Here is a 19,379-nt window from a genome sequence, read left to right as displayed (position 1 = left end):
TGGCCGCGCTGAATGTGTGAGGATTTTCATCGTCGTTTGTTGCGCGGTCGTGTGATCATGCTCCGAGCAATCCGGCGGGAGCGGTGGAGGAACCGGTGGGCATGACGTCGATGGTGTCCGCGGTGCGGTCACAGGTGGTGGGGCTGGTCGCGCGCCGGTTCTCGCTCTCCATGCTGCCCGACAAGATCTTGTGGCCGCTGCACCGCGAGGGGCTCGATCCGGTCCCCCGGATGGCGGAGTTCCGGGCGAACCGGCCGGTCGCCCGGATGCCGCTGCCGTTCGGCATGCGCGCCTGGCTGGTGACCGGGTACGAGCCGGTCCGGCAGGTGCTGGGCAGCGTCGACGGCTACAGCAACGACTTCGGCAAGTTCGCCGGCCGGGTCGGCATCAGCGTCGGGCAGGACCCGGGCGGTCTCGGGTTCGCCGACCCGCCGGTGCACACCCGGCTGCGCAAGGTGCTCACCCCCGAGTTCACCATGCGCCGACTGGCCCGGCTGCAGCCGCGGATCGACGCGATCGTGGCCGACCGGCTGGACGCGATGGCCGCCGGCGGGGGAACGGCCGATCTGTGGCACGACTTCGCGTTGCCGATCCCCGCGCTGACCATTTGCGAGCTTCTCGGCGTTCCGTACGCCGATCGCGACCACTTCCAGAAGCTGAGCACGGCCCGCTTCGACCTGGCCGAGGGCGGCGGGGCGGCGCTCGGCGCGATCGGCGACGCGCTGAGCTACTTCCGCGCGCTGGTCGACGAGCAGCGGCGTAACCCCGGCGACGGGCTGCTCGGCTCACTGATCCGCGCGCACGGCGACGAGATCGACGACCGGGAGCTGACCGGCCTCGCCGACGGGGTGCTCACCGGCGGCCTCGAGACGTCGGCGAGCATGCTGGCGCTGGGCGCGCTGGTGCTGATGACCCACCCCCAGATGGCCGATCAGATGCGCAACGGCGAGGGCGTCGACCAGATCGTGGAGGAGCTGCTGCGCTACCTCACGGTCGTGCAGGTGGCCTTCCCGCGGGTGGCGGTCAAGGATGTCCGGGTCGACGGGGTCGAGATCCGCGCCGGTGACGTGGTGATGTGCTCGCTGAGCGGCGCCGACCGGGACGACCTGATCGGACCCGACCCGCATCGCATCGACCCGTCCCGCACGCCGAACCGATCGCACCTGGCCTTCGGCTACGGCATGCACCGGTGCATCGGTGCGGAGCTGGCCCGGATGGAGCTGCGCACGGCGTACCCCGCGCTGGTCCGTCGCTTCCCGAAGATGGCGCCGGCGGTGCCGCCGGCCGAGCTGACCTTCCGGCGCGCATCGATCGTCTTCGGCCTCGACACCCTGCCGGTGACGCTCGACTGATCTCGTTCCGCCATGATGGCCGCATGACGAGCGAACATGTGGTCGGTTACGACGGGATGTGGGCGAAACCGGGCGAGGACCCGCGGACGGACGCCTCGCCGGTCGGCGAGCTGGCGACCATCCGCGACTATCTGAGCAACTACCGCCTGACCCTGGGCATGAAGTGCGAGGATCTGTCGCCCGAGCAGCTGGCCACCCGGTCGGTGCCACCGTCCACGATGAGCCTGCTCGGCCTGATCCGGCACATGGCCCGGGTCGAGCACAACTGGTTCCAGCGATCGCTGCAGGGTCGTCGGGACCTCGACCGGCTCTACTGGTCCCCGGAGGACAACGACCTCGACTTCACCGGCGCGGTGGGGGACCGGGCGGTGGTCGACGACGCGTTCGCCACCTGGAAGGCGCAGATCGCGGCCGCCGACGAGTGGCTCGACGGTCCGATCGACCTCGACGCGATGGTGCTCGTCCCGCGTGGCGACGACGAGGCGAGCGTCCGCGAGGTCCTGATCCACATGGTCGAGGAGTACGCCCGGCACTGCGGGCACGCGGACCTGCTCCGGGAGTGCATCGACGGCCGCACGGGGCAGTAGACGGTCGGCCGACCCCCGATCGGACGGTGGCGGGTTGAGGGTTCCCTCGCTCGCCTACAGGATGTAGGAGTAAGGCTCCGGCGTGCTCCTTGCCCCCAAGGCGCGCGTCCGTGGGCCCGGAGGGGCGGTTCGGTCTCTCTCACACCCTCCGGACCGTCCCGCCGGTGCACTCAGGTGGCCGAGCCGAGCCATTCCCGGACGCCCGCCAGCACGCCGGGGCCGTGCTCGCCGGTCACCTGAGCCGCCAGGTCGGCGATCGTGACCGATCGCAACGATGCCCGCCACGCCTCGTCGGCCGCCGTCATCGCGCGGTGGATCGCGCACGGCGTGCGGCACGCCTCCGGCGAGGCGGCGAGCGGGCCCCGCGCGCGGACGTCGGTGCACAGGAACGCCGGCGTCGGCCCGTCGATCGCCTCGACCACGTCCAGCACGGTGATCTCCGACGGCGGCCGGGTCAGCTCGTACCCCCCGGCGTGCCCCTGCGCGGAGCGCACCAGGCCGGCCCGGGACATCGCCTGCAACTGCTTGGCCAGGTAACTCGCCGAGACGTCGTGCATCTCGGCGAGCCGGGCCGCCGACGCCGGACGATCCGCCGCGGTGAGCGCGAACGCGCAGTGCAGGGCCCACTCGACCCCGCCGGACATCTTCATGGTCACAGGGTACTTGACTCGGACAGATTGTGTCCGAGTAGAGTTCCGGACAAGTGTTGTCCGAGTTGTGGAGGCATACGCCATGAAGATCGTCGTTGTCGGAGGCACCGGTCAGGTCGGACGGCAGCTCATCCGGCTGCTGACCGCCGAGGGGCACGAGGCGGTCGCCGCCTCGCCGTCGACCGGGATCAACACGATCACCGGGGAGGGGCTGGCCGGGGCGCTCGCCGGGGCGCAGACGGTGGTCGACGTGACCAACGCGCCGGTCTGGGGCGACGACGAGGTGCTCGCGTTCTTCACCGCCTCGACCGGCAACCTGCTCGAGGCGGGCCGGGCGGCGGGGGTGCGCCACCACATCGCGCTCACCATCGTCGGCGCCGACCGCAACCCGGGCAGCGGCTACCAGCGGGCCAAGGTCGCGCAGGAGCAGCTGATCGTGGCGTCCGGCGTGCCGTACACGATCCTGCGGGCCACCCAGTTCTACTCGTTCCTCGGCACGATCGCGGATGCGGCGACCGTGGACGGCGCCGTGCACGCACCGGCCGCCGCGTTCCAGCCCGTCGCGGTCGAGGACGTGGCCGCCGCCCTCGCCGAGGCCGCGACCGGTGCCCCCGCGAACGCCGTCGTCGACCTGGCCGGCCCCGAGAAGCTGCCGATGACCGAGTTCCTGAGCCGCTTCCTGGACGCCACCGGTGACACCCGCAAGGTGATCGAGGATGCGGCGGCCACCTACTTCGGTGCGCCGCTCACCGACGAGTCGCTGGTTCCCACCGGCAACCACGCCGAGCGCATCGGCGCGCTGTCCTTCGCCGGCTGGCTGAGCCGCCCGGAAGGTGCGCGGTAGGACATCGGTGCGCTGTCCTTCGCCGGCAGGCTGAGCCGCCCGGTAAAACGAAGCCCCGAGGGGCGGCGCGACCTGGCACCGATGCGTTACGGTGCCCTCCAAGATTACGAAGGGCGGGCGCATGGTCGACATCGAGGTGGGCGAGTTGACCGAACGGCGCCGGTTCGACCCGATCACGGCGGCCAGCGTCGTGCTGACCGTGGACGCGGCGCTCTTCCTGGTGATCGCCGTGGTCGGCGCGCCGTTCCTGATGTTCGTCTTCGCCGACGACTACACCGGCACCTGGCCGCAGATGGCCCCGCTGGTCATCGGGTGGGTGGCGGCGGCCCTGCTCGGCGCGGCCTGCGCCACCGCGGTCGTCCGATCGTTCGGCAGCGGCGGCGTCTGGGCCCGCCGGCTCGGCGCCGCCTCGGCGATCGTCATCGTGCTCGCGGTGGCCGTTCTGATCGCCACGACGTACCAGGGCACGCCGCTGCTCGCGCTGTCCGGCGCGCCGCTGGCGATCGCGAACCTGGCCGCCGCCGTGGTGCTGACCCGCCCCGGCGTCGTCGACCCGGCCGACGAAGAGCCCGAGATCGTCTTCATCGAAGAGCCCGAGGCCGAGTTCGAAGAGCCCGAGCCCGAGCCCGACTTCGACGAGGCAGAGTTCGAAGAGCCCGAGCCCGACGTCGAAGAGCCCGGGGCCGAGTTCGAAGAGCCCGGAGCCGAGTTCGAAGAGCCCGGCCTCGAAGAGCCTGAGTTCGAGGAGGACGGCGAGCCGGCCGAGCCCCGGATCACGGTCGACCTGGCGCACACCGGCCCGGGCCGGGCCGTGCCGTCCGCGGCGCGTCGTCGTCTCCGCGGACGGGCGGCACTGCAGACCCATGCCGGCGTACGCCTGAGGCGCCGCCCGCGCCGGTAGTTATCCTCTGTCTGGTGGAGAACACGACGGGCGCCCTCAGGTCACTTCGCTGGTATGCCGTGCTGGCCCTGACCATCTTCGGCGTCCTGCCGACCGTGATGGTCACCCTGCTCGTCGCGCAGGGCCGCACGCCCGGCGCGGTCGGCCTCCTGCTGATCGGCGGCATCCCGCTGATCCTGGCCGCCGCGTTTTACGCGTTCCGGGGCCTGACCGGCGACGATCCCGAGGTCGCGGCGCGCCATCTGCACCTGAGCATGGCCCTGGTGGCCGGGGCCGACGTGCTGCTGCTGGGCGGCAACGCGCTGATCCGGATGGCCGCGAACTAGCGCGAGCTACAGCCCGAAGACGTGACCGAGCCCGGTCACCTCGATCGCCTTGCGCACCGGCGGTGACGGCTCGGCCAGGGTCATCGTCACGCCCTTCGCGGCGGCGCTGTTGCGGGCGCTGACCAGCGCTCCGAGCCCGTACGAGTCGATGAAGCCCAGGTCGCTCACGTCGATCCGCAGGTACCGGCAGCCCGGGGCGCCGGCCGCGGCGGCCAGGCTGTCGCGGACGGCGTCGGCGCGGTCCAGGTCGAGCTCCCCGCCGAGCGCGCCGACCACCAGACCGTCGGGATCGGCCGGTTCATACCGGATCGTAGGGTCGTTCGGCATTCGCCAGATGCTACCCGCAGCCGCCCGCGGCCGCAGTCACCCGGTCGTGAGCTGGGCGAGCGGAGGGTGCACCCGATCGCACCGCGGTCCGATCGGTCGGTCGCCTTACCCGGTCGGGCGCAGGGCGAGCGCCTGATGCACCGAGCGGACCGCGCTCGCGCCCTCGCCGACCGCCGCCGCCACCCGCTTCATCGAGCCGAGCCGCACGTCGCCGGCCGCGAACACGCCCGGCACGCTGGTCTCGAACGGCAACGGTCCACGGTCCGCGGCGGTCCACCGGTCGCCCAGCTGCACGTCGGTCGGGACGAACCCGGCCGGGCAGAGGGCCACCTCGGTCAGCCAATCGGTGGCCGGGGTGGCGCCGATGAAGCAGAACAGCCCGAAGCATCCACAAGGGTCGGATCCGCCGGACGACCGCGAGGTGAGCGTGACCTGTTCCAGGCGGGCGCCGCCCTGCAGGGCGGTGACCTCGGTCGCGGTCTGCACCTCGATCGCCGGATCGGCGAGGATACGGTCCACCAGATAGCTAGACATCTTCGCGTACAGATCGTCGCCGCGGACCACCAGCGTGACCTTCCCGGCCCGCCGGGCCAGGTAGAGCGCCGCCTGACCGGCCGAGTTCGCGCCGCCGACCACGGTGACCGGCAGGCCCGCGACGGCCTGCGCCTCGAGCTCGGTCGCCGCGTAGTAGATGCCCGAGCCGACGAAATCCGGCCAGCGTTTCAACGGCAGGTTCCGGTACGCCGCGCCGGTCGCGATCAGCACCGTGCGCGTCTCGATCTCGGTGCCGTCGACCAGGGTGACCACGTGCTCGCCGCCGTACGACCGCAGCCCCTGCACCCCGCACGGGCTGGCCAGATGCGCGCCGAACTTGAGCGCCTGCACGGCCGCGCGACCGGTCAGCGCCTTGCCGCTGAGCCCGAACGGGAACCCCAGGTAGTTCTCGATCCGGGAGCTCGCCGCCGCCTGCCCGCCGGTGGCGACCGCGTCCAGCAGGACCGTCTCCAGGCCCTCGGAGGCGCCGTAGACCGCGGCGGCCAGGCCGGCCGGACCGGCGCCCACGATCGTGAGGTCGGCAACCCCCTTGGGCGTACGCCGGTAGGTGAGCCCCAGATGCTGGCTGAGGATGCCCGGGTTGACCTGCCGCAACGTCTCCCTCGGCGTGACCACCGCGGGGAGGTCGGCGGCCGTCAGCCCGGCCCCGGCCATCGCCTGGCGGCCCGCCTCCGACGTCTCGGACAGCCACAGATGCGGCTGCTCCTGCCGGGACAGGAACGTCTGGAGCGCCAGGCCCGCGCCGGTCGACGCGTCGCCGATCACCTCGAGGTTGCGGCCCGATCGATCGGCGAGCAGCAGCCGGCGCGCCAGGAACGATCGCAGCAGCAGGTCGCTGATCTCGGTGTCCTGCGCCATCAGCCGGCGGAACTGCTCGCCGTCGATCCGGACGATGGTGCCCGGCGCGGCGACCCGCGCGGCGAGGATCCGGCTCTGCCCGGTGAGCAGGTTCATCTCGCCGAGGTACTGGCCCGGCCCGGCGGTCAGGAACAGCTCCTCCGGCGCGCTCGCGGTCGGCGTCCGGACCACCTCGGCGGTCGCCGACTCGATCAGGATCAGGTCGCAGTTCTCGTCGCCGACGTCGTACAGAATCTCGCCGGTCTCCACCGCGTGCCGCGTGCCGTAGGCCGCCGCGCGGGCGAACTGATCGGGGTCGAGCACGTGGAACGCGGCGGCGCTCAGCTCGCCGGGCTCCTCGCCGAGTTCGGGAAAGGACGACACCACCGGTGAATCGTCGCAGGGGGTGCGCGCCGACCTCAACACCGGTCCGGTATGGTCTACCTCAACGCGGACGTAGCGCAGCTGGTAGCGCATCACCTTGCCAAGGTGAGGGTCGCGGGTTCGAATCCCGTCGTCCGCTCTTTCCCCCTTTCGCCCCCCGGGCTATGCGGGCACGGTCGAGTCGCGGATCACCAGCTTCGCCGGGTGGGCGTGGACGCCGGGGGAGTAATTGCCCTCGATCGCCCTCAGCAGCAGTTCGGCCGCTGCCCGGCCCAGCCCCTCCAGGTCCATGTCGATGCTGGTCAACGGCGGCCGGCTGGCGAGCGCGATCACGTCCCAGTTGTCGAAGCCGACCAGGGCCACGTCCTGCGGCACCCGCCGGCCGGCCTCGCGCAGGGTGTCGGCGGCGCCGCGGGCGATCTGATCGCTTCCGCACATGACCGCGTCGAACTCGATCTTCCGCGCCAGCAGCACCCCGACCGCCTGGCGGCCCCACGCCTCGCTCCACTCGCCGTGCAGCGGAGCGGCCACCGGGTCCAGGCCGGCCTCGGCCAGCCGCGCGATCGTGGCGGCGGACCGCACCCGGGCGGACTGATGGTGTTCGGGTCCGGTCACCACGGCGATCCGGCGGCGGCCGACCGTGAGCAGGTGGTCGGCGGCCAGGCGGGCGCCGCCGGTCTCGTCCGGCACGACCGAGCAGTCGCTCTGCGAGGACGACGCGAGGAAGGCGTAGACGACCGGGACCGTGGCGGCCAACGGCTGGCGCGTGCCCGCCCGCCGGCCGGTGACGATGATGCCGTCCACGCGACGGCCCAGCAGCGTACGCAAATGGTGTTGTTCCCGGATCGGATCGTCCCGGGCGTCGCACAGCAGCACCGACATCTCGCCGGCGCCCAGGGTGTCCTCGGCGCCGATCAGCAGCGGGATGCTGAAGCGGCCGATCGTGTCGGTGGTGATCATCCCGACCGTGTAGGTGCGGCCGGCGTGCAGGCTGCGGGCGGCCGGGTTGGGGTGGAAATCCAGCTGATCGGCGGCCTGGCGGACCCGGGCCACGGTGTCGGCACGCAGCGAGCCGCGGCCGTTGAGGGCCTTCGACGCGGTGCCCACCGAGACGCCCGCCAGAGCGGCGACGTCGCGGATGGTGGCGGTGCGCGGCCGGTACATCCCTGCAACGTACCGTGCCGGCCGATCACGGCCGTGCGGGCGGTCGGAAATGGGTGAGCGGCCGGAATCCCGGCCGCTCACCAACCGGAAGGATCAGGTCAGCTGGATGTAGTCCAGCTCGGCGTAACCCGTGCCGCCGGCGAAGTACGGCGCTCCCTTCGCCAGCCGGATCACGTTGTAGCCGGCCCTCAGGGAGACCGGGACGCTCACGGTCGATCCGAAGACGCCCCAGGCGGCCGTCGGCGGATAACTGATCGTCGACCAGGCACTCCCGTTGTACGCCAGCCCCTGGGTAGCGGTGGCGCCGGTCGCGTTCGCGTAGCCGATCGTCATCGTGTACGACCGGGCGGCCGGCACGTTCACCACGAAGTCGACGTAGCTGTCCGACCGCGGGTCACCGGTGTTGTCGATCCGCCCCACATACCCGCCGTTGGACGCGCTCGACGCCGACAGCCGCGACGCCCGGTACACCGACGCGTTCTCCGCCTCGTACCGCTGCTGGTACGACGGCACCCCGCTGGTCGGCTGGATCACCAGGTGGTAGGCCCGCCCGGCGTCCATCGTGGGCACGGTCACGGTGATCGCCCCGCCGCTCACCGCGTACGTCGAGGTGGAGATCGCGGTCGGCGCGGTGACCGCCGTGAACCGCCCCGAGCTGGGCGCCGACTCCAGGGTGACCGACACCGAGCTGCCCAGCGCCGAGAGCCCGGTGACCCGCACGTAGTTGGTGCCCGACTCGTTGCCCACCACCGCGTTCACGATTTTCCGGGTGCCGTCGTAGGCGGCGAACCCGTCCAGCCCGGTCTGCGTCGCCGGCACCGTCTGCACCATGTTTCCGGCCATGTCGCCGTACCACTTGTACGGCCACCACGTGCCGGTCGGCTGGTTGTTGTTCACGACCAGGCCGTTGACCGTGCCGTACTCGTACCAGAAGGCACGCTGCGCCGACTGGATACCGGCCCGCTCGAACTTGGCGATGTAGCTGGTCACCGCCCCGGGGACGTCCACCTCGCCGGTCGTCGCGTACTCGTTGATGACGATCGGCCGGGCGCTGATCCCGAGCGAGCTCTCCAGTGATCGGTAGGCCGCCACGTGCGCGGCGATACCGGAGGCGCCGGACAGCTCGTGCCAGACCACGATGTCCGGCAGCGCGTTGTTCGCCTTGGCGTTGGACAGGAACGAGCTCATCAGGCTCTGGTTCCAGGTGGAGAAGCCGGGCCCGGCGATCGGGGTCACCGTGTCCAGGGTCCGGATCCGCTGGTACGTGCGGACCCAGCCCGCGTTCCAGGTGCCGGCCGCCGAGGTGTTCCAGGTCCAGTCCGGCTCGTTCCAGATCTCCCAGGCCTGGACGTTGCTGACCGCGGTCGCCGCCAGCCGGGCCTTGACCATGGTGTCCACCTTGGACAGCCAGTCGGCCCAGCTCACCCACTTGTAGGGGAAGTCCGGGTAGATGTCCGGCATCCGGATGATCTCGGCGGCGCCGACCCGGTCGGCCTGCGGTGCGACCAGCAGCGCGTCGCCGCCGGGCGGCTGCCCGTTCGGCTTCTGCCCGACGCCCGGCGCCGGCTGGGTGAGGGTGTTCATCCTGATCGGGAGCAGGGTCGAGTCGGCCGGCCTGCTGTTCTCGGCGAGGGCGTACAGCCCGCCGGACGCGACGTGGGTGACGGGACGGATGGCCGTCCCGGCGTTGATGGTGAGGGTGGTGCCTGCCGCCTGTGCCGGGCTGGGGAGCGCACCGGCGGTGATGAAGGTGAGGACGGTCAGGGTCGCCGCGGCCGCGGCTCTTCGCTGATTCTTCACTGGGCACCTTTGGGGGGAAGGGGAGGTGGATGGGTTCATTCCTCCCGTGCGGCGAGCGGGATCCAGACCCGCATCGGTCCGGGGTCCCGGTTCGCCCACAGGAAGTAGGGGATGGCCGGCGCGGTCACCGCCGTCGTGCCCGGCCCGCCGGAGGTGAGTGGCCGGTAGAGCGTGTCCGAGATGTCCGGGCGGACCCGCAGCGTGGCCAGGATGGCAACCGGGGCGAGCGAGTGCTCGACCTCGGAGAGCGGCGCCGAGGGGTCGAGCTCCAGGTCCTCGAAGGGCAGATCGGGCAGGTCCGAGTGTTCGAGGCAGTAGACGACCGGGCCGCGGGCGAGCGCCGCGCTGCCCCGGACCGCGTCGACGCGCGGGTGCGCGGCGAGGGCCTGCGGCGGCATCGCGAGCACCAGCGAGACCGTGTCGCCGGCTTTCCAGTTACGCGTGATTCGCAGGTATCCGTCGTCGGCGGCGTCCCGCACGACGCTGCCGTTGACCGTGAGCCGGGCGTCGTGACACCAGGCCGGCACCCGCAGGGCGAGGGTCCACGGCTCGGCACCGGCGGTCGTCAGGCGAATGTCGATTCGCTCGTCCCACGGGTACGAGGTACGCACGTCGAGCGTGAAGTCGCCGGACGAGTAGACCCCGGCCGCATAGAGGTGCAGCTCCAGCGACGACGACGATCCGGTTGCCGCATAACCGTGCAGCGACGCCATCAGCCGGGCCAGGTTCGGCGGGCAGCACGCGCACGAGTACCAGGTGAGCCGCTGCGACGGCGTGTCCTCGTGGGACCCGTCGTGACCCGCACGCAACTGCAGGGGGTTGGAGTAGAAGAACGAGCGCCCGTCCAGCGCCGTGCTCGCCGCGATCCCGTTGTAGAGCAGGCGCTCCATCTCGTCGGCGTAGCGGGCCTTCCCGGTGGCCAGCAGCAGCCGCCAGGCCAGCTGGAAGCTGCCGATCGCCGCGCAGGTCTCCGCGTAGGCGCGGTCCGGCGGCAGCTCGTACGGGTCGCCGAAGCTCTCGTCCTTGTGCCGCGACCCCTGACCGCCGGTAAGGTAGGTCTTGCTCGCCAGCGCCGACTCCCACAGCCGCTCGGCCGCCGCCAGCAGCTGCGCCGAGTGCGTCTCGACCGCCACGTCCACCGCGCCGGCCAGCAGATACACCTGCCGGACCGCGTGCCCGGTCGCCTCCTGCGCCTCGGCCAGCGGCTGGTGGTCCTGCCAGTACCGGGGCCCGAACCGGCCCTGGCCGAGCCGTCCGTGCCCCCGGAGATCCAAGAACCGCTGCGCGAGCTCCAGGTACGGCCGATGCCCGGTCAGCCGGTAGAGCTCGACCAGCGCCGTCTCCACCTCGGGATGGCCGTCGATCACTTCCGCTCCGTCCGGCCCGAACCGGCGTACCAGAAGGTCGGCGAACCGGCGCGCCACGGTGACCAACTGCGGCGCGTCGGCGGCGCGCGCGGCGGCGACCGCCGCCTGGATCAGGTGCCCGGCGCTGTACATCTCGTGGCTGAAGCCCAGGTCCGTCCACTGCTCGGCACGGTGGTCGACCTGGTAGTACGAATTCACGTAGCCGTCCGCGTCCTGTGCCTTCTCGACCAGCGCCGCAGTGTCCGCAAAGAACTCGGGATTCGCGCCGGTCCGCCCGGCCTCCCAGGCGATTGCTTCGAGCGTCTTGTAGACGTCGGTGTCGGCGAACCACATGCCGCGGAACGCAGCGTCCGTGTCGCCGGTGACCCGGCGCAGGTTGGCGAGGTTGCCGTAGGCGGTCAACTGCTCGATGCAGTGCGGCAGCGTGGCCGACGCGTTGCGCTCCTGCCAGCCGCCGAGCAGGCCGGCGGGGTCGAGCCGGACGGCCGTGAGCGGAAGCGGGCGCAGCGCGGCGAGCGCCGACGGGGTGGGCGCGGCGGGGCCGTTCATGATGGTCCTCAATCTTTCACGGCGCCGGCGGTGACACCGGCGGCCACATAGCGCTGAGCCAGGATGAGCAGCAGCGTCGCGGGGATGGAGGCGATCACGGCGGTGGCCATGATGGCGTTCCATTGCTGGTTGTTGTTGCCGATGTAGTGGTAGATGCCGAGCGTGATGGGCTGCCGGGTGCCGCCGCCGTCGAGCGTGGTGGCGAAGACGAAGTCGGACCACGCCCAGAGGAACGCGAACAGGCTCACCGTCACGATCGCGTTTCGGCTCACCGGAAGCACCACCGACCAGAAGGTTCGAAACGGTCCCGCGCCATCGATCTCCGCCGCGTTCAGCAGTTCGCCCGGCAACCCGGACATGAACGCCGTGAAGATCAGGACGCCGAACGGCACGGCGATGGTCGAGTCGGCCAGCACCAGGCCCGGGGCGCTGTTGAGCACGCCGAGGCGCAGATAGATGGCGTAAAAGCCCATCGCCATGATGATCCCCGGGATCATCTGTGCCATGAGCAGCACGAACGAGAGGACACCGCCGCCGCGCGGCCGCAGCTTGGCGAGGGAGTAGCCGGCCGGCGCCGAGATGATCAGCGTAAGCGCGACCGTGCCGAGACCGACGAAGAAACTCGTACCCAGATAAGGCATCTGCTGGTGCAGAACGGCCGAATAGCCCTCGAGCGTGCCGTGCACCGGGAACAGGTAGGGCGGATCGTGGCGCATGTCGGTGTCCCTGGTGAAGGACACGTTGATCATCCAGTAGACGGGGAAGAGCATGACCGCCGTGAGCAGGATGGCAACGCCCGTCTTGACGCGACTTTTCATGACATGGCCTTCCGCTGCGTCCGGATGTACAGCAGCCCGAAGACCAGCGCGATGACGATCAGCAGGTTCCCCACCGCCGCGCCCGGCCCGAACTGTGGCAGCAGGTTCCCGAAACTCAGCTTGTACGACCAGGTGGCGAACGTGGTGGACGAGTCGGTCGGCCCGCCCTTCGTCATGATCCAGATGAGGTCGAAGACCTTGACGGTGTAGACCAGCCCGAGCAGCAAGGTGATCGCCGAGACCGGCCGCAGCAGCGGGAAGGTGACCCGCCAGAACCGCTGCCAGCCGCTCGCGCCGTCCAGCGCGGCCGCCTCGTGGAGGTCGGCCGGGATCGCCTGCAGCCCGCTGTAGAGCACCACCAGGTTGAACGGAATGCCGATCCAGACGTTCGCGATGATCACGCTGGTCAGGGCCCAGGACGGCGAGGTCAGCCAGTTGACCGGATCGATGCCCAGGCCCTGGAGCAGCGAGTTGATCACGCCGGAGTCGCTGTTCATCATCCAGCTCCAGGTCGAGGAGCTGACGATCAACGGCAGCAGCCACGGTACGAGGAACAGCGCGCGCAGCGTCGCCGAGAGCCGGAAGTTCTGGGCGAAGAACACCGCCAGTGCCATCCCGATCGTGAACTGGAACAGCAGCGAGACGGCGGTGAACACCACGGTGTGGGTCAGCGCCGGCCAGAACGTCGGGTTGGCGATCACGGCCCGGTAGTTGTCCAGCCCGCTGAACGGCGCCCCGCCCTGCACGAACGATCGGACCGTGTACTTGTGCAGGCTCAGGTCGAGGTTGCGGTAGAGCGGCCAGGCGTAGAACGCGGCCAGGTAGATCACGACCGGGGTGAGGAAGCCCCAGGCCGTCCACTGTCCCGACCGGCGGCGGGGTGCCCGCGCCGGGGCGGCGTTCGCCACCTCGGCGCGGGTCATCACGTCGGTCACTTGGTCGCCGCGGCGGCGGCGGACTGGGCGGCCTTGAGCGCTTCCTCCGGGGACTTGGAGCCGGAGAGAGCGGCCTGGAACGCGGTCCACATCTGCTCGGAGATCTTCGGGTACTTGGTGCCGAGGTTGTCGCTGGTGCGGCCCTTCGCGGCGCCGACCGCCTCGACCCACACCTTCAGCTCCGGGTTGGCGGCGACCTGCTTGTCCTGCACCGCCTTGGTGGCGGCCACGTAGGAGAGCGTGGTGTCCGTGGTCAGCGCGTTGTCCGCACTGGTCAGGCACTTGATGATTTTCTCGGACGTGGCGTAGCGGCCCTTGTCGTTCTGCACCGGGGCGGTGACGAACTCGCCGCCGGTGGGTGCCGGTGCCGTGCCGCCGGCCTGCGACGGGATGGGGATGATCCCGTACTCGAAACCGGTTTTCTTGGCGTTCGCCAGCTGCCAGGTGCCGTTCTCGCTGAACGCGAAGTTGCCGGTGGCGAACTCCTGCCAGCTGGTGGTCTGGGTGTTGTTGAGCACCGAGTTGGGCGCGTAGCCCTTCTTGAGCCAGTCGGTCCACAGCTGCAGCGAGGCGACGCCCTGCGGCGAGTCGAGCTGGGTGAGGTTCGCGCCGGCGCCCCAGAACCAGGGCAGGAACTGGAACGAGCCCTCCTCGGTGCCGATCGCCGAGAACGTGATGCCCTTCTTGCCGGCCGCCTTGACCTTCTCCAGCGCGGCGGTCAGCGACGTCCAGTCCTTGACCGTGGCCGGGTCGACCTTTGCCGCGTCGAGCACCTTCTTGTTGTAGTAGAGCGCGAGCGTGTTGGCGCCGATCGGGATGCCGTAGGTCTTGCCGTCGAGCTGCCCGGCGGCGAGCAGGTTGGGTTCGATCGCCGAGGTGTCGATTTTGGTGTCGTCGGTGGTGGTGAGCACGCCGGCCTCGGCGAGCGTGGAGACCACCGGGTTGTCCACGATCAGGACGTCGGCGGAGTTGCCCTGCTGGGCCGCGAGCAGCGCCTTGTTGGTGAGGTCGGTGGTGTCGAAGCCGGTGCGCTTGACGGTGACGCCGGCGTCGGTGCCGCACTTGGTCAGCAGCTTCACCCAGTCCGACGAGTCGTCGAACTGCGGGTACGGGTCCCAGATGTTGTACGTGCCTCCGCCGCTCGAGCCGCTCGTGTTGTCCGACGAGTTGTCATTCGAGCAGGCGGTCACGCCGACGGCGAGGGAGAGGGCGGCGACGGCGCCCAAGCCGCGCCACATCCGGCGGGAGAGGGTCATATTCGGTACCCCTGGTTTCCGAGGAGGAAGAAACGGAAGGAAAACGATTGCCCTGACGCTAGGGAGGCTCTTGCGGCCATGTCAATAGGCAAGTTACGGTTCGCGGGGGAAGCAGGGAAACGGGGAGGAAACACTGGGAACCAACGATCGCCCCGCCACCATCAGCGAGGTCGCGGCCCTTGCCGGAGTTTCCCCCGGGACGGCCTCGAAGGCCCTCAACGGACGGGGAGCACTGCGTCCGGAGACCCGGCAGCGCGTCCAGGCGGCGGCGGAGCAGCTGGGGTTCGTGGCCAACGCCGCGGCGCGCAGCCTGCAGGCCGGCCGCACGTACACGGTAGGCATGATCACTACGGACAGTATCGGCCGGTTCAGCATCCCGCTGCTGATCGGCGCGGAGGACGCCCTCGGCGCCGGCCAGGTCTCGGTCTTCCTCTGCGACGCCCGCGACGACCCGATCCGCGAGCAGTACTACCTGCGCACGCTGCTGGGCCGCCAGGTCGACGGCATCATCGTGACCGGCCGCCGCACCCAGGCGCGCCCGCCGATCGGCCCGTCGCTGCCGGTGCCGGTCGTCTACGCGTTCATCAGCTCGACCGACCCGGCGGACTGCTCGGTGGTGCCCGACGAGGCCGACGGCGCCCGCCGCGCGATCGAGCACCTGCTCGCCATCGGCCGCCGCCGGGTAGCCCACGTGACCGGCCCGGAGCACCACCATTCCGCCACGGTCCGCGCGGCCGCCGCGATGAGCACCCTCGCCGCCGCCGGCCTGGAGCCCGCGGCGCCGGTCCTCTTCGGCGAGTGGAGCGAGGCCTGGGGCCGCCAGGCCGCCGGCATCCTGCTGTCCACCGAGGCCCCGATCGACGCGGTCTTCTGCGGCAGCGATCAGATCGCCCGCGGCCTGGCCGAGGCGCTGCAGGAAGCCGGCCGCCGCGTGCCGGCCGACGTGGCGCTGATCGGCTTCGACAACTGGGACGTCATGGTCGACGGCTGCCGCCCGGCCCTGACCAGCATCGACATGGACCTGGAGGGCATCGGCCGCACCGCCGCCGAACTCCTGCTGGCGGCCATCAACGGAGATCCGGCGCACGGCCGCCGCGCGCTACCGGGCCGTCTGATCCCGCGCGCGTCGACCGCCGTCCATCCGGCCCTGTAGGCAGGCTTTCCGTCCGAGACCTGAGCGTTTTCCTTCCGCCGCCTTTACCGTACGAGCGTTTGCCGAGTCCCCTGCGTGCCAGGGCCGCTACCTGCAACAACAGCCCCGACCCCGGCCGCCGGGTGGGCCCGGCCCAAGCTCCGCCGAACCCACCCTTTGCTCGCCATGGCGAGCCGCGTCGCCCCGCGAGCCGCGTCTGCCCCCCGCGAGCCGCGTCTGCCCCCCGCGAGCCGCGTCTGCCCCCCGCGAGCCGCGTCTGCCCCCCGCGAGCCGCGTCTGCCCCCGCGAGCCGCGTCTGCCCCCCGCGAGCCGCGTCTGCCCCTAGAAGACGCGGATCGCGGCCTCGGCGGGCGCGTTGAGCAACGCCTCGATCTCGTCGTCGAGGCGGACCAGGGTCAGCGAGGCGCCGGCCATGTCGAGCGATGTGCAGTATTCGTTCACGTAGCTGCGGCCGACGGTGATGCCGCGCTCGGCGAGCTTCTGGTGGGCGCGGCGATAACAGATGTACAGCTCGCTGATCGGTGTGCCGCCCAGCCCGTTGAGCATCAGCGCGACCCGGTCGCCGGAGGCGTACGGCAGGTCGGTGACCACGGCTTCGAGCATGTCGTCGACGATCTCGTCGGCCGCCTTGAGCTTGCGGCGCTCGCGGCCGGGCTCGCCGTGGATGCCGACGCCGAACTCCATCTCGTCCGCGCCCAGCTCGAACAGCGGCGAGCCCTTGGCCGGCGGGGTGCACGCGGTCAGCGCGACGCCCATGGTGCGGGTGACGTCGTTGACCTGGCGACCGATTCTGAGCAGCTCGTCGAGCTCGGCGCCCTGTTCGGAGGCCGCGCCGACCGCCTTGATGACGAAGAAGTTGCCGGCCACGCCGCGGCGGCCGACCGTGTAGAGCGAGTCCTGCACGGCGACGTCGTCGTTGACGGTCAGAATCTCGCAGCGGACGCCGTCCGCCTCGGCCATCTCCTTGCCCATGTCGAAGGCCATCCGGTCGCCGGTGTAGTTGTTCACCAGCAGCAGGACGCCCTTGGGCGAGGCGAGCAGCTTCGCGGTCTCGTAGACGTAGTCCATCGGCGGCGCCGCGAACACGTCGCCCGGGCAGGCCGCGTCGAGCATGCCCTTGCCGACCGCCATCACGTGCGCCGGTTCGTGCCCGGAGCCGGAGCCCTGCACGATGGACACCTTCCGGTCGTCGGGGGCGTCGGACCGCATGATCAGGTTGTAGGCGGGGACGTACGTCAGCGTGTCCGGGTTGGCGAGGGCGATGCCCTCGAGCATCTCGGGGACGTAGCTCTTCGGATCGTTCACGAACTTCTTCACGCCGCCGCTCCTTGCTTGAAGGTCTCGCTGATTCGTTCGGCGATGACCGCCACCGCCGTGGCGCCGGCGTCGACCGAGCCTCTGCTGCGCTCGCCGGTGTACGCAGCGCGTCCGCGCTTGGCGACCATGTCGCTGGTGGCGTCGGCCGCCGCCCGGGCGGTGACCGCGGCGGCCCGGATCGCCTCCTGCGCGCTCACGCCCCGGCCGAGCTCGGCCTCGAGCCGGTCGGTCATCGGGACCAGCGCGTCCAGCAGCGTCTTGTCGCCGACGTCGGATTGGCCGCGCGCCTTGATGCCGTCGATCGCCGCGCGCAGCATCGCCACGACCTGCGCGCCGCCGACCTCGGCGTCGCCCGCGGCGGTGCCGGCCCGGATGAAGGCGGTGCCCCAGATCGGCCCCGAGGTGCCGCCGATCCGGGAGGCGATCACCATCCCGGTCCGTTTGAGAAACGTCCCGGGGTTGCTCCGGTCCAGGTCGTCCCAGCCGTCGAGGAGCTTCTCGAAACCGCGGGCGAGCGAGTAGCCGAAGTCTCCGTCGCCGACCACCGCGTCCAGGTCGCCGAAGTACTTCTCGTTCTCGATCGCGGTCTCGGCGATCGTCCTTACCACCTGTTCGGTCGCTTCGGTGCTCACTGTGGTCCCTCCAGGCAGGCGGCCAGATCGTCGAGCGTGATGAAGTCACCGGGTTTCGCGGCGCCGCGGTTGGCCAGCACCTCGATCGGCGGCCGGCCGGGGTCGCCGAGCTCGGAGACGACCAGGACGGCCTCGGTGAAGTCCTCGTCCCGGGTGTAGCCGCTGACCGTGACCAGGCAGCGCAGTCCGGCGCCGGTCGCCGCCAGCAGGCCGTTGCGGGAGTCCTCGACCACCAGGGTGTCCTCTTTACGCAGGCCCAACCGCTCGACGGTCAGGTGGTAGACGGCCGGGTCGGGCTTCTTCGCGGGCACGATGTCGCCGGCGAAGACCGGAATGTTTCCGGCCGTTTCCGAACCGACCGCGTTCTCCAGAACGGCGCGGACCGACTCCTCGGCCGAGGTCGAGGCGACCGCAACCGTCCAGTTCCGCTCGAGGGCGGCCGTGATGATGCGCTCGATCCCCGGCCGCGGCGGGAGGCGGCCCTCGGCGACCAGCCGCTTGAACGTCGCCGTCTTCGCCCTGTGCCAGGCCAGCAGCGATGCGGTCCGGTCGGAAACCCTCGCCGCCGAGGCGAAGGCGGGGTCGTCGAACAGGCTGGCCATCCGCTCCTTGCCGCCGCCGATCTTCAGCTTCTCGCCGTACTCCTGCTCGGACCAGTGCGCGGGGAGGCCGAACTGCTCGAAGGTGGCGTTGAACGCGGGCAGGTGGCCGTATCGCTCGGTATCGGCCAGCACGCCGTCACAGTCGAAGATGAGCGCGGTCACCAGGCCCGCCCCGCACTCCCGAACAGCCGGATGTGCCGGCGAGCCATCTCGAGCACCGCGGCCCGCTGATGACGGAAGAGGGTCGGCGGGTCCCACTTGTTCTTTTCCTCGGCGACCCGTAGGTGTTCGAGACCGCTCTGCATGAAGCTCTCCTTGAGCGCGGTGGAGATGTTCACCTTCGCGCAGCCGCGCGCGGTCAGATCGGTGAACTGGTCGTCGGACAGGCCGGTGCCGCCGTGCAGCGCCATCGGCACGCCGGTCGCCGCGACCAGGTCGCTGACCCGCTGCGCATCCAGCGTGGGGGCCTGTTTGTACTGGCCGTGCGCGTTCCCGATGGCCGGCGCGAAGCAGTCCACCCCGGTGTTCTTGATGAAATCGACGGCGACCTCGAGCGACTGGATCTGGGCGGCCTCGTCCGAGCCGAGGTCGTCCTCGACGCCCTGGATGCCCTCGATCTCGCCCTCGACGTGCCCGCCGGTGCGCCGCGCCTCGGCCACCACCTCGGTGGTCTGCCGCAGGTTCTCGGCCACGTCCAGCTCGTGCGCGTCGAACAGCACCGAGTTCCAGCCGCCGGCCAGGCAGTCGGAGATGACCGCGCGATCGGGGCAGTGGTCGAGGTGCAGGGTGACCGGCACATCCACCCCGCGGACCAGCGCCTGGACAATGCCGAACAGCCGGCCCCGCCCGTACTGGCGAACGGTTTTGACCGAAGTTTGCAGAATGACCGGCGCCCGTTCCTCGACCGCCGCGGCGAGGACCGCCTCGATGCTCAGGTCATTGATGATGTTGAAGGCGGCGACCCCGTACCGGTCGGCGAGCGCGCGATCCAGGATCTCCTTCATGGACACGACGGGCATGCGC

19 protein-coding genes and 1 tRNA gene are annotated in these 19,379 nt (G+C 70.8%); 7 read left to right on the top strand and 13 right to left on the bottom strand.

All coding sequences use genetic code 11. The annotated features are described in order from the left end of the window. Positions 1–101: 101 nt before the first annotated feature. Positions 102–1,352, top strand: a complete 1,251-nt coding sequence (locus ODJ79_RS28270; RefSeq protein ID WP_263026629.1) for a cytochrome P450 — start codon at positions 102–104, stop codon at positions 1,350–1,352. Between the two features lie 23 nt (positions 1,353–1,375). Then, positions 1,376–1,939, top strand: a complete 564-nt coding sequence (locus ODJ79_RS28265; RefSeq protein WP_263026628.1) for a DinB family protein — start codon at positions 1,376–1,378, stop codon at positions 1,937–1,939. 170 nt (positions 1,940–2,109) lie between these two features. Here the strand turns inward: ODJ79_RS28265 and ODJ79_RS28260 are convergent, their stop codons facing one another. Then, positions 2,110–2,589, bottom strand: coding sequence for an RrF2 family transcriptional regulator (locus ODJ79_RS28260; RefSeq protein ID WP_263026627.1), 480 nt, complete (start codon positions 2,587–2,589; stop codon positions 2,110–2,112). An 82-nt stretch (positions 2,590–2,671) separates the two neighbouring features. Between ODJ79_RS28260 and ODJ79_RS28255 the strand changes: the two genes are divergently transcribed. The 3 genes from ODJ79_RS28255 to ODJ79_RS28245 all read left to right on the top strand — a co-directional run bounded on the left by ODJ79_RS28255 (position 2,672) and on the right by ODJ79_RS28245 (position 4,660). Then, on the top strand, positions 2,672–3,433 hold the full coding sequence (locus ODJ79_RS28255) for an SDR family oxidoreductase (RefSeq protein ID WP_263026626.1): 762 nt from the start codon (positions 2,672–2,674) through the stop codon (positions 3,431–3,433). 121 nt (positions 3,434–3,554) lie between these two features. After that, entirely contained in the window at positions 3,555–4,334 is a 780-nt protein-coding gene (locus ODJ79_RS28250; RefSeq protein WP_263026625.1) for a hypothetical protein, read from the top strand. Between the two features lie 14 nt (positions 4,335–4,348). Further along, positions 4,349–4,660, top strand: a complete 312-nt coding sequence (locus ODJ79_RS28245; RefSeq protein ID WP_263026624.1) for a hypothetical protein — start codon at positions 4,349–4,351, stop codon at positions 4,658–4,660. Between the two features lie 6 nt (positions 4,661–4,666). Here ODJ79_RS28245 and ODJ79_RS28240 read toward each other — a convergent pair whose 3' ends face one another. Together ODJ79_RS28240 and ODJ79_RS28235 are read right to left on the bottom strand one after the other, a co-directional pair. Then, positions 4,667–4,987: an STAS domain-containing protein gene (locus ODJ79_RS28240; RefSeq protein ID WP_263026623.1), complete on the bottom strand. Its 321-nt coding sequence runs from the start codon at positions 4,985–4,987 to the stop codon at positions 4,667–4,669. 105 nt (positions 4,988–5,092) lie between these two features. Next, on the bottom strand, positions 5,093–6,766 hold the full coding sequence (locus ODJ79_RS28235; protein ID WP_263026622.1) for an FAD-dependent oxidoreductase: 1,674 nt from the start codon (positions 6,764–6,766) through the stop codon (positions 5,093–5,095). 63 nt (positions 6,767–6,829) lie between these two features. Between ODJ79_RS28235 and ODJ79_RS28230 the strand changes: the two genes are divergently transcribed. Continuing rightward, positions 6,830–6,902: transfer RNA gene (locus ODJ79_RS28230), tRNA-Gly, on the top strand. Positions 6,903–6,925: 23 nt separating this feature from the next. On the opposite strand, the gene ODJ79_RS28225 is transcribed toward ODJ79_RS28230, so the two are convergent. The 6 genes from ODJ79_RS28225 to ODJ79_RS28200 all read right to left on the bottom strand — a co-directional run bounded on the left by ODJ79_RS28225 (position 6,926) and on the right by ODJ79_RS28200 (position 14,652). Next, positions 6,926–7,927, bottom strand: a complete 1,002-nt coding sequence (locus ODJ79_RS28225) for a LacI family DNA-binding transcriptional regulator (protein ID WP_263026621.1) — start codon at positions 7,925–7,927, stop codon at positions 6,926–6,928. A 93-nt stretch (positions 7,928–8,020) separates the two neighbouring features. Beyond that, entirely contained in the window at positions 8,021–9,727 is a 1,707-nt protein-coding gene (locus ODJ79_RS28220; protein WP_263026620.1) for a CBM35 domain-containing protein, read from the bottom strand. Between the two features lie 35 nt (positions 9,728–9,762). Continuing rightward, complete coding sequence (locus tag ODJ79_RS28215) at positions 9,763–11,643, bottom strand: glycoside hydrolase family 127 protein (RefSeq protein ID WP_263026619.1); 1,881 nt, start codon at positions 11,641–11,643, stop codon at positions 9,763–9,765. An 8-nt stretch (positions 11,644–11,651) separates the two neighbouring features. Next, a complete protein-coding gene (locus tag ODJ79_RS28210) occupies positions 11,652–12,461 on the bottom strand; it encodes a carbohydrate ABC transporter permease (protein WP_263026618.1) in 810 nt (269 codons plus the stop codon). Further along, the gene (locus ODJ79_RS28205; RefSeq protein WP_263026695.1) at positions 12,458–13,384 is read right to left on the bottom strand and encodes a carbohydrate ABC transporter permease; all 927 of its coding nucleotides are present in this window, start codon (positions 13,382–13,384) and stop codon (positions 12,458–12,460) included. The genes ODJ79_RS28210 and ODJ79_RS28205 overlap by 4 nt, the downstream gene beginning before the upstream one ends. A gap of 8 nt (positions 13,385–13,392) precedes the next feature. Further along, positions 13,393–14,652, bottom strand: a complete 1,260-nt coding sequence (locus ODJ79_RS28200) for an extracellular solute-binding protein (protein WP_263026617.1) — start codon at positions 14,650–14,652, stop codon at positions 13,393–13,395. Positions 14,653–14,785: 133 nt separating this feature from the next. Here ODJ79_RS28200 and ODJ79_RS28195 point away from each other — a divergent pair, with 133 nt between their 5' ends. Further along, positions 14,786–15,805 (top strand): LacI family DNA-binding transcriptional regulator, encoded by a 1,020-nt coding sequence (locus ODJ79_RS28195; RefSeq protein WP_263026694.1) that lies wholly within the window; start codon positions 14,786–14,788, stop codon positions 15,803–15,805. Between the two features lie 321 nt (positions 15,806–16,126). On the opposite strand, the gene dhaK is transcribed toward ODJ79_RS28195, so the two are convergent. Genes dhaK through ODJ79_RS28175 form a run of 4 tightly spaced genes read right to left on the bottom strand, consistent with a single transcriptional unit; the run spans position 16,127 to position 19,375 of the window. Next, positions 16,127–17,122, bottom strand: coding sequence for a dihydroxyacetone kinase subunit DhaK (gene dhaK, locus ODJ79_RS28190; RefSeq protein ID WP_263026616.1), 996 nt, complete (start codon positions 17,120–17,122; stop codon positions 16,127–16,129). Further along, complete coding sequence (gene dhaL / locus ODJ79_RS28185) at positions 17,119–17,754, bottom strand: dihydroxyacetone kinase subunit DhaL (RefSeq protein ID WP_263026615.1); 636 nt, start codon at positions 17,752–17,754, stop codon at positions 17,119–17,121. Before dhaL ends, dhaK begins: the two co-directional genes overlap by 4 nt. Next, positions 17,751–18,518 carry an HAD-IA family hydrolase gene (locus ODJ79_RS28180; protein ID WP_263026614.1) on the bottom strand — a complete coding sequence of 256 codons (768 nt, stop codon included), beginning with the start codon at positions 18,516–18,518 and terminating at the stop codon, positions 17,751–17,753. The genes dhaL and ODJ79_RS28180 overlap by 4 nt, the downstream gene beginning before the upstream one ends. Next, on the bottom strand, positions 18,515–19,375 hold the full coding sequence (locus ODJ79_RS28175; protein ID WP_263026613.1) for a class II fructose-bisphosphate aldolase: 861 nt from the start codon (positions 19,373–19,375) through the stop codon (positions 18,515–18,517). Before ODJ79_RS28175 ends, ODJ79_RS28180 begins: the two co-directional genes overlap by 4 nt. Positions 19,376–19,379: the final 4 nt, after the last annotated feature.

The sequence above is a fragment of the Actinoplanes sp. KI2 genome (assembly GCF_025630775.1).
Lineage (GTDB): Bacteria > Actinomycetota > Actinomycetes > Mycobacteriales > Micromonosporaceae > Actinoplanes.
Note: the sequence above shows the minus strand (reverse complement) of the source record. Positions and strands in the feature narration are given on the sequence as shown.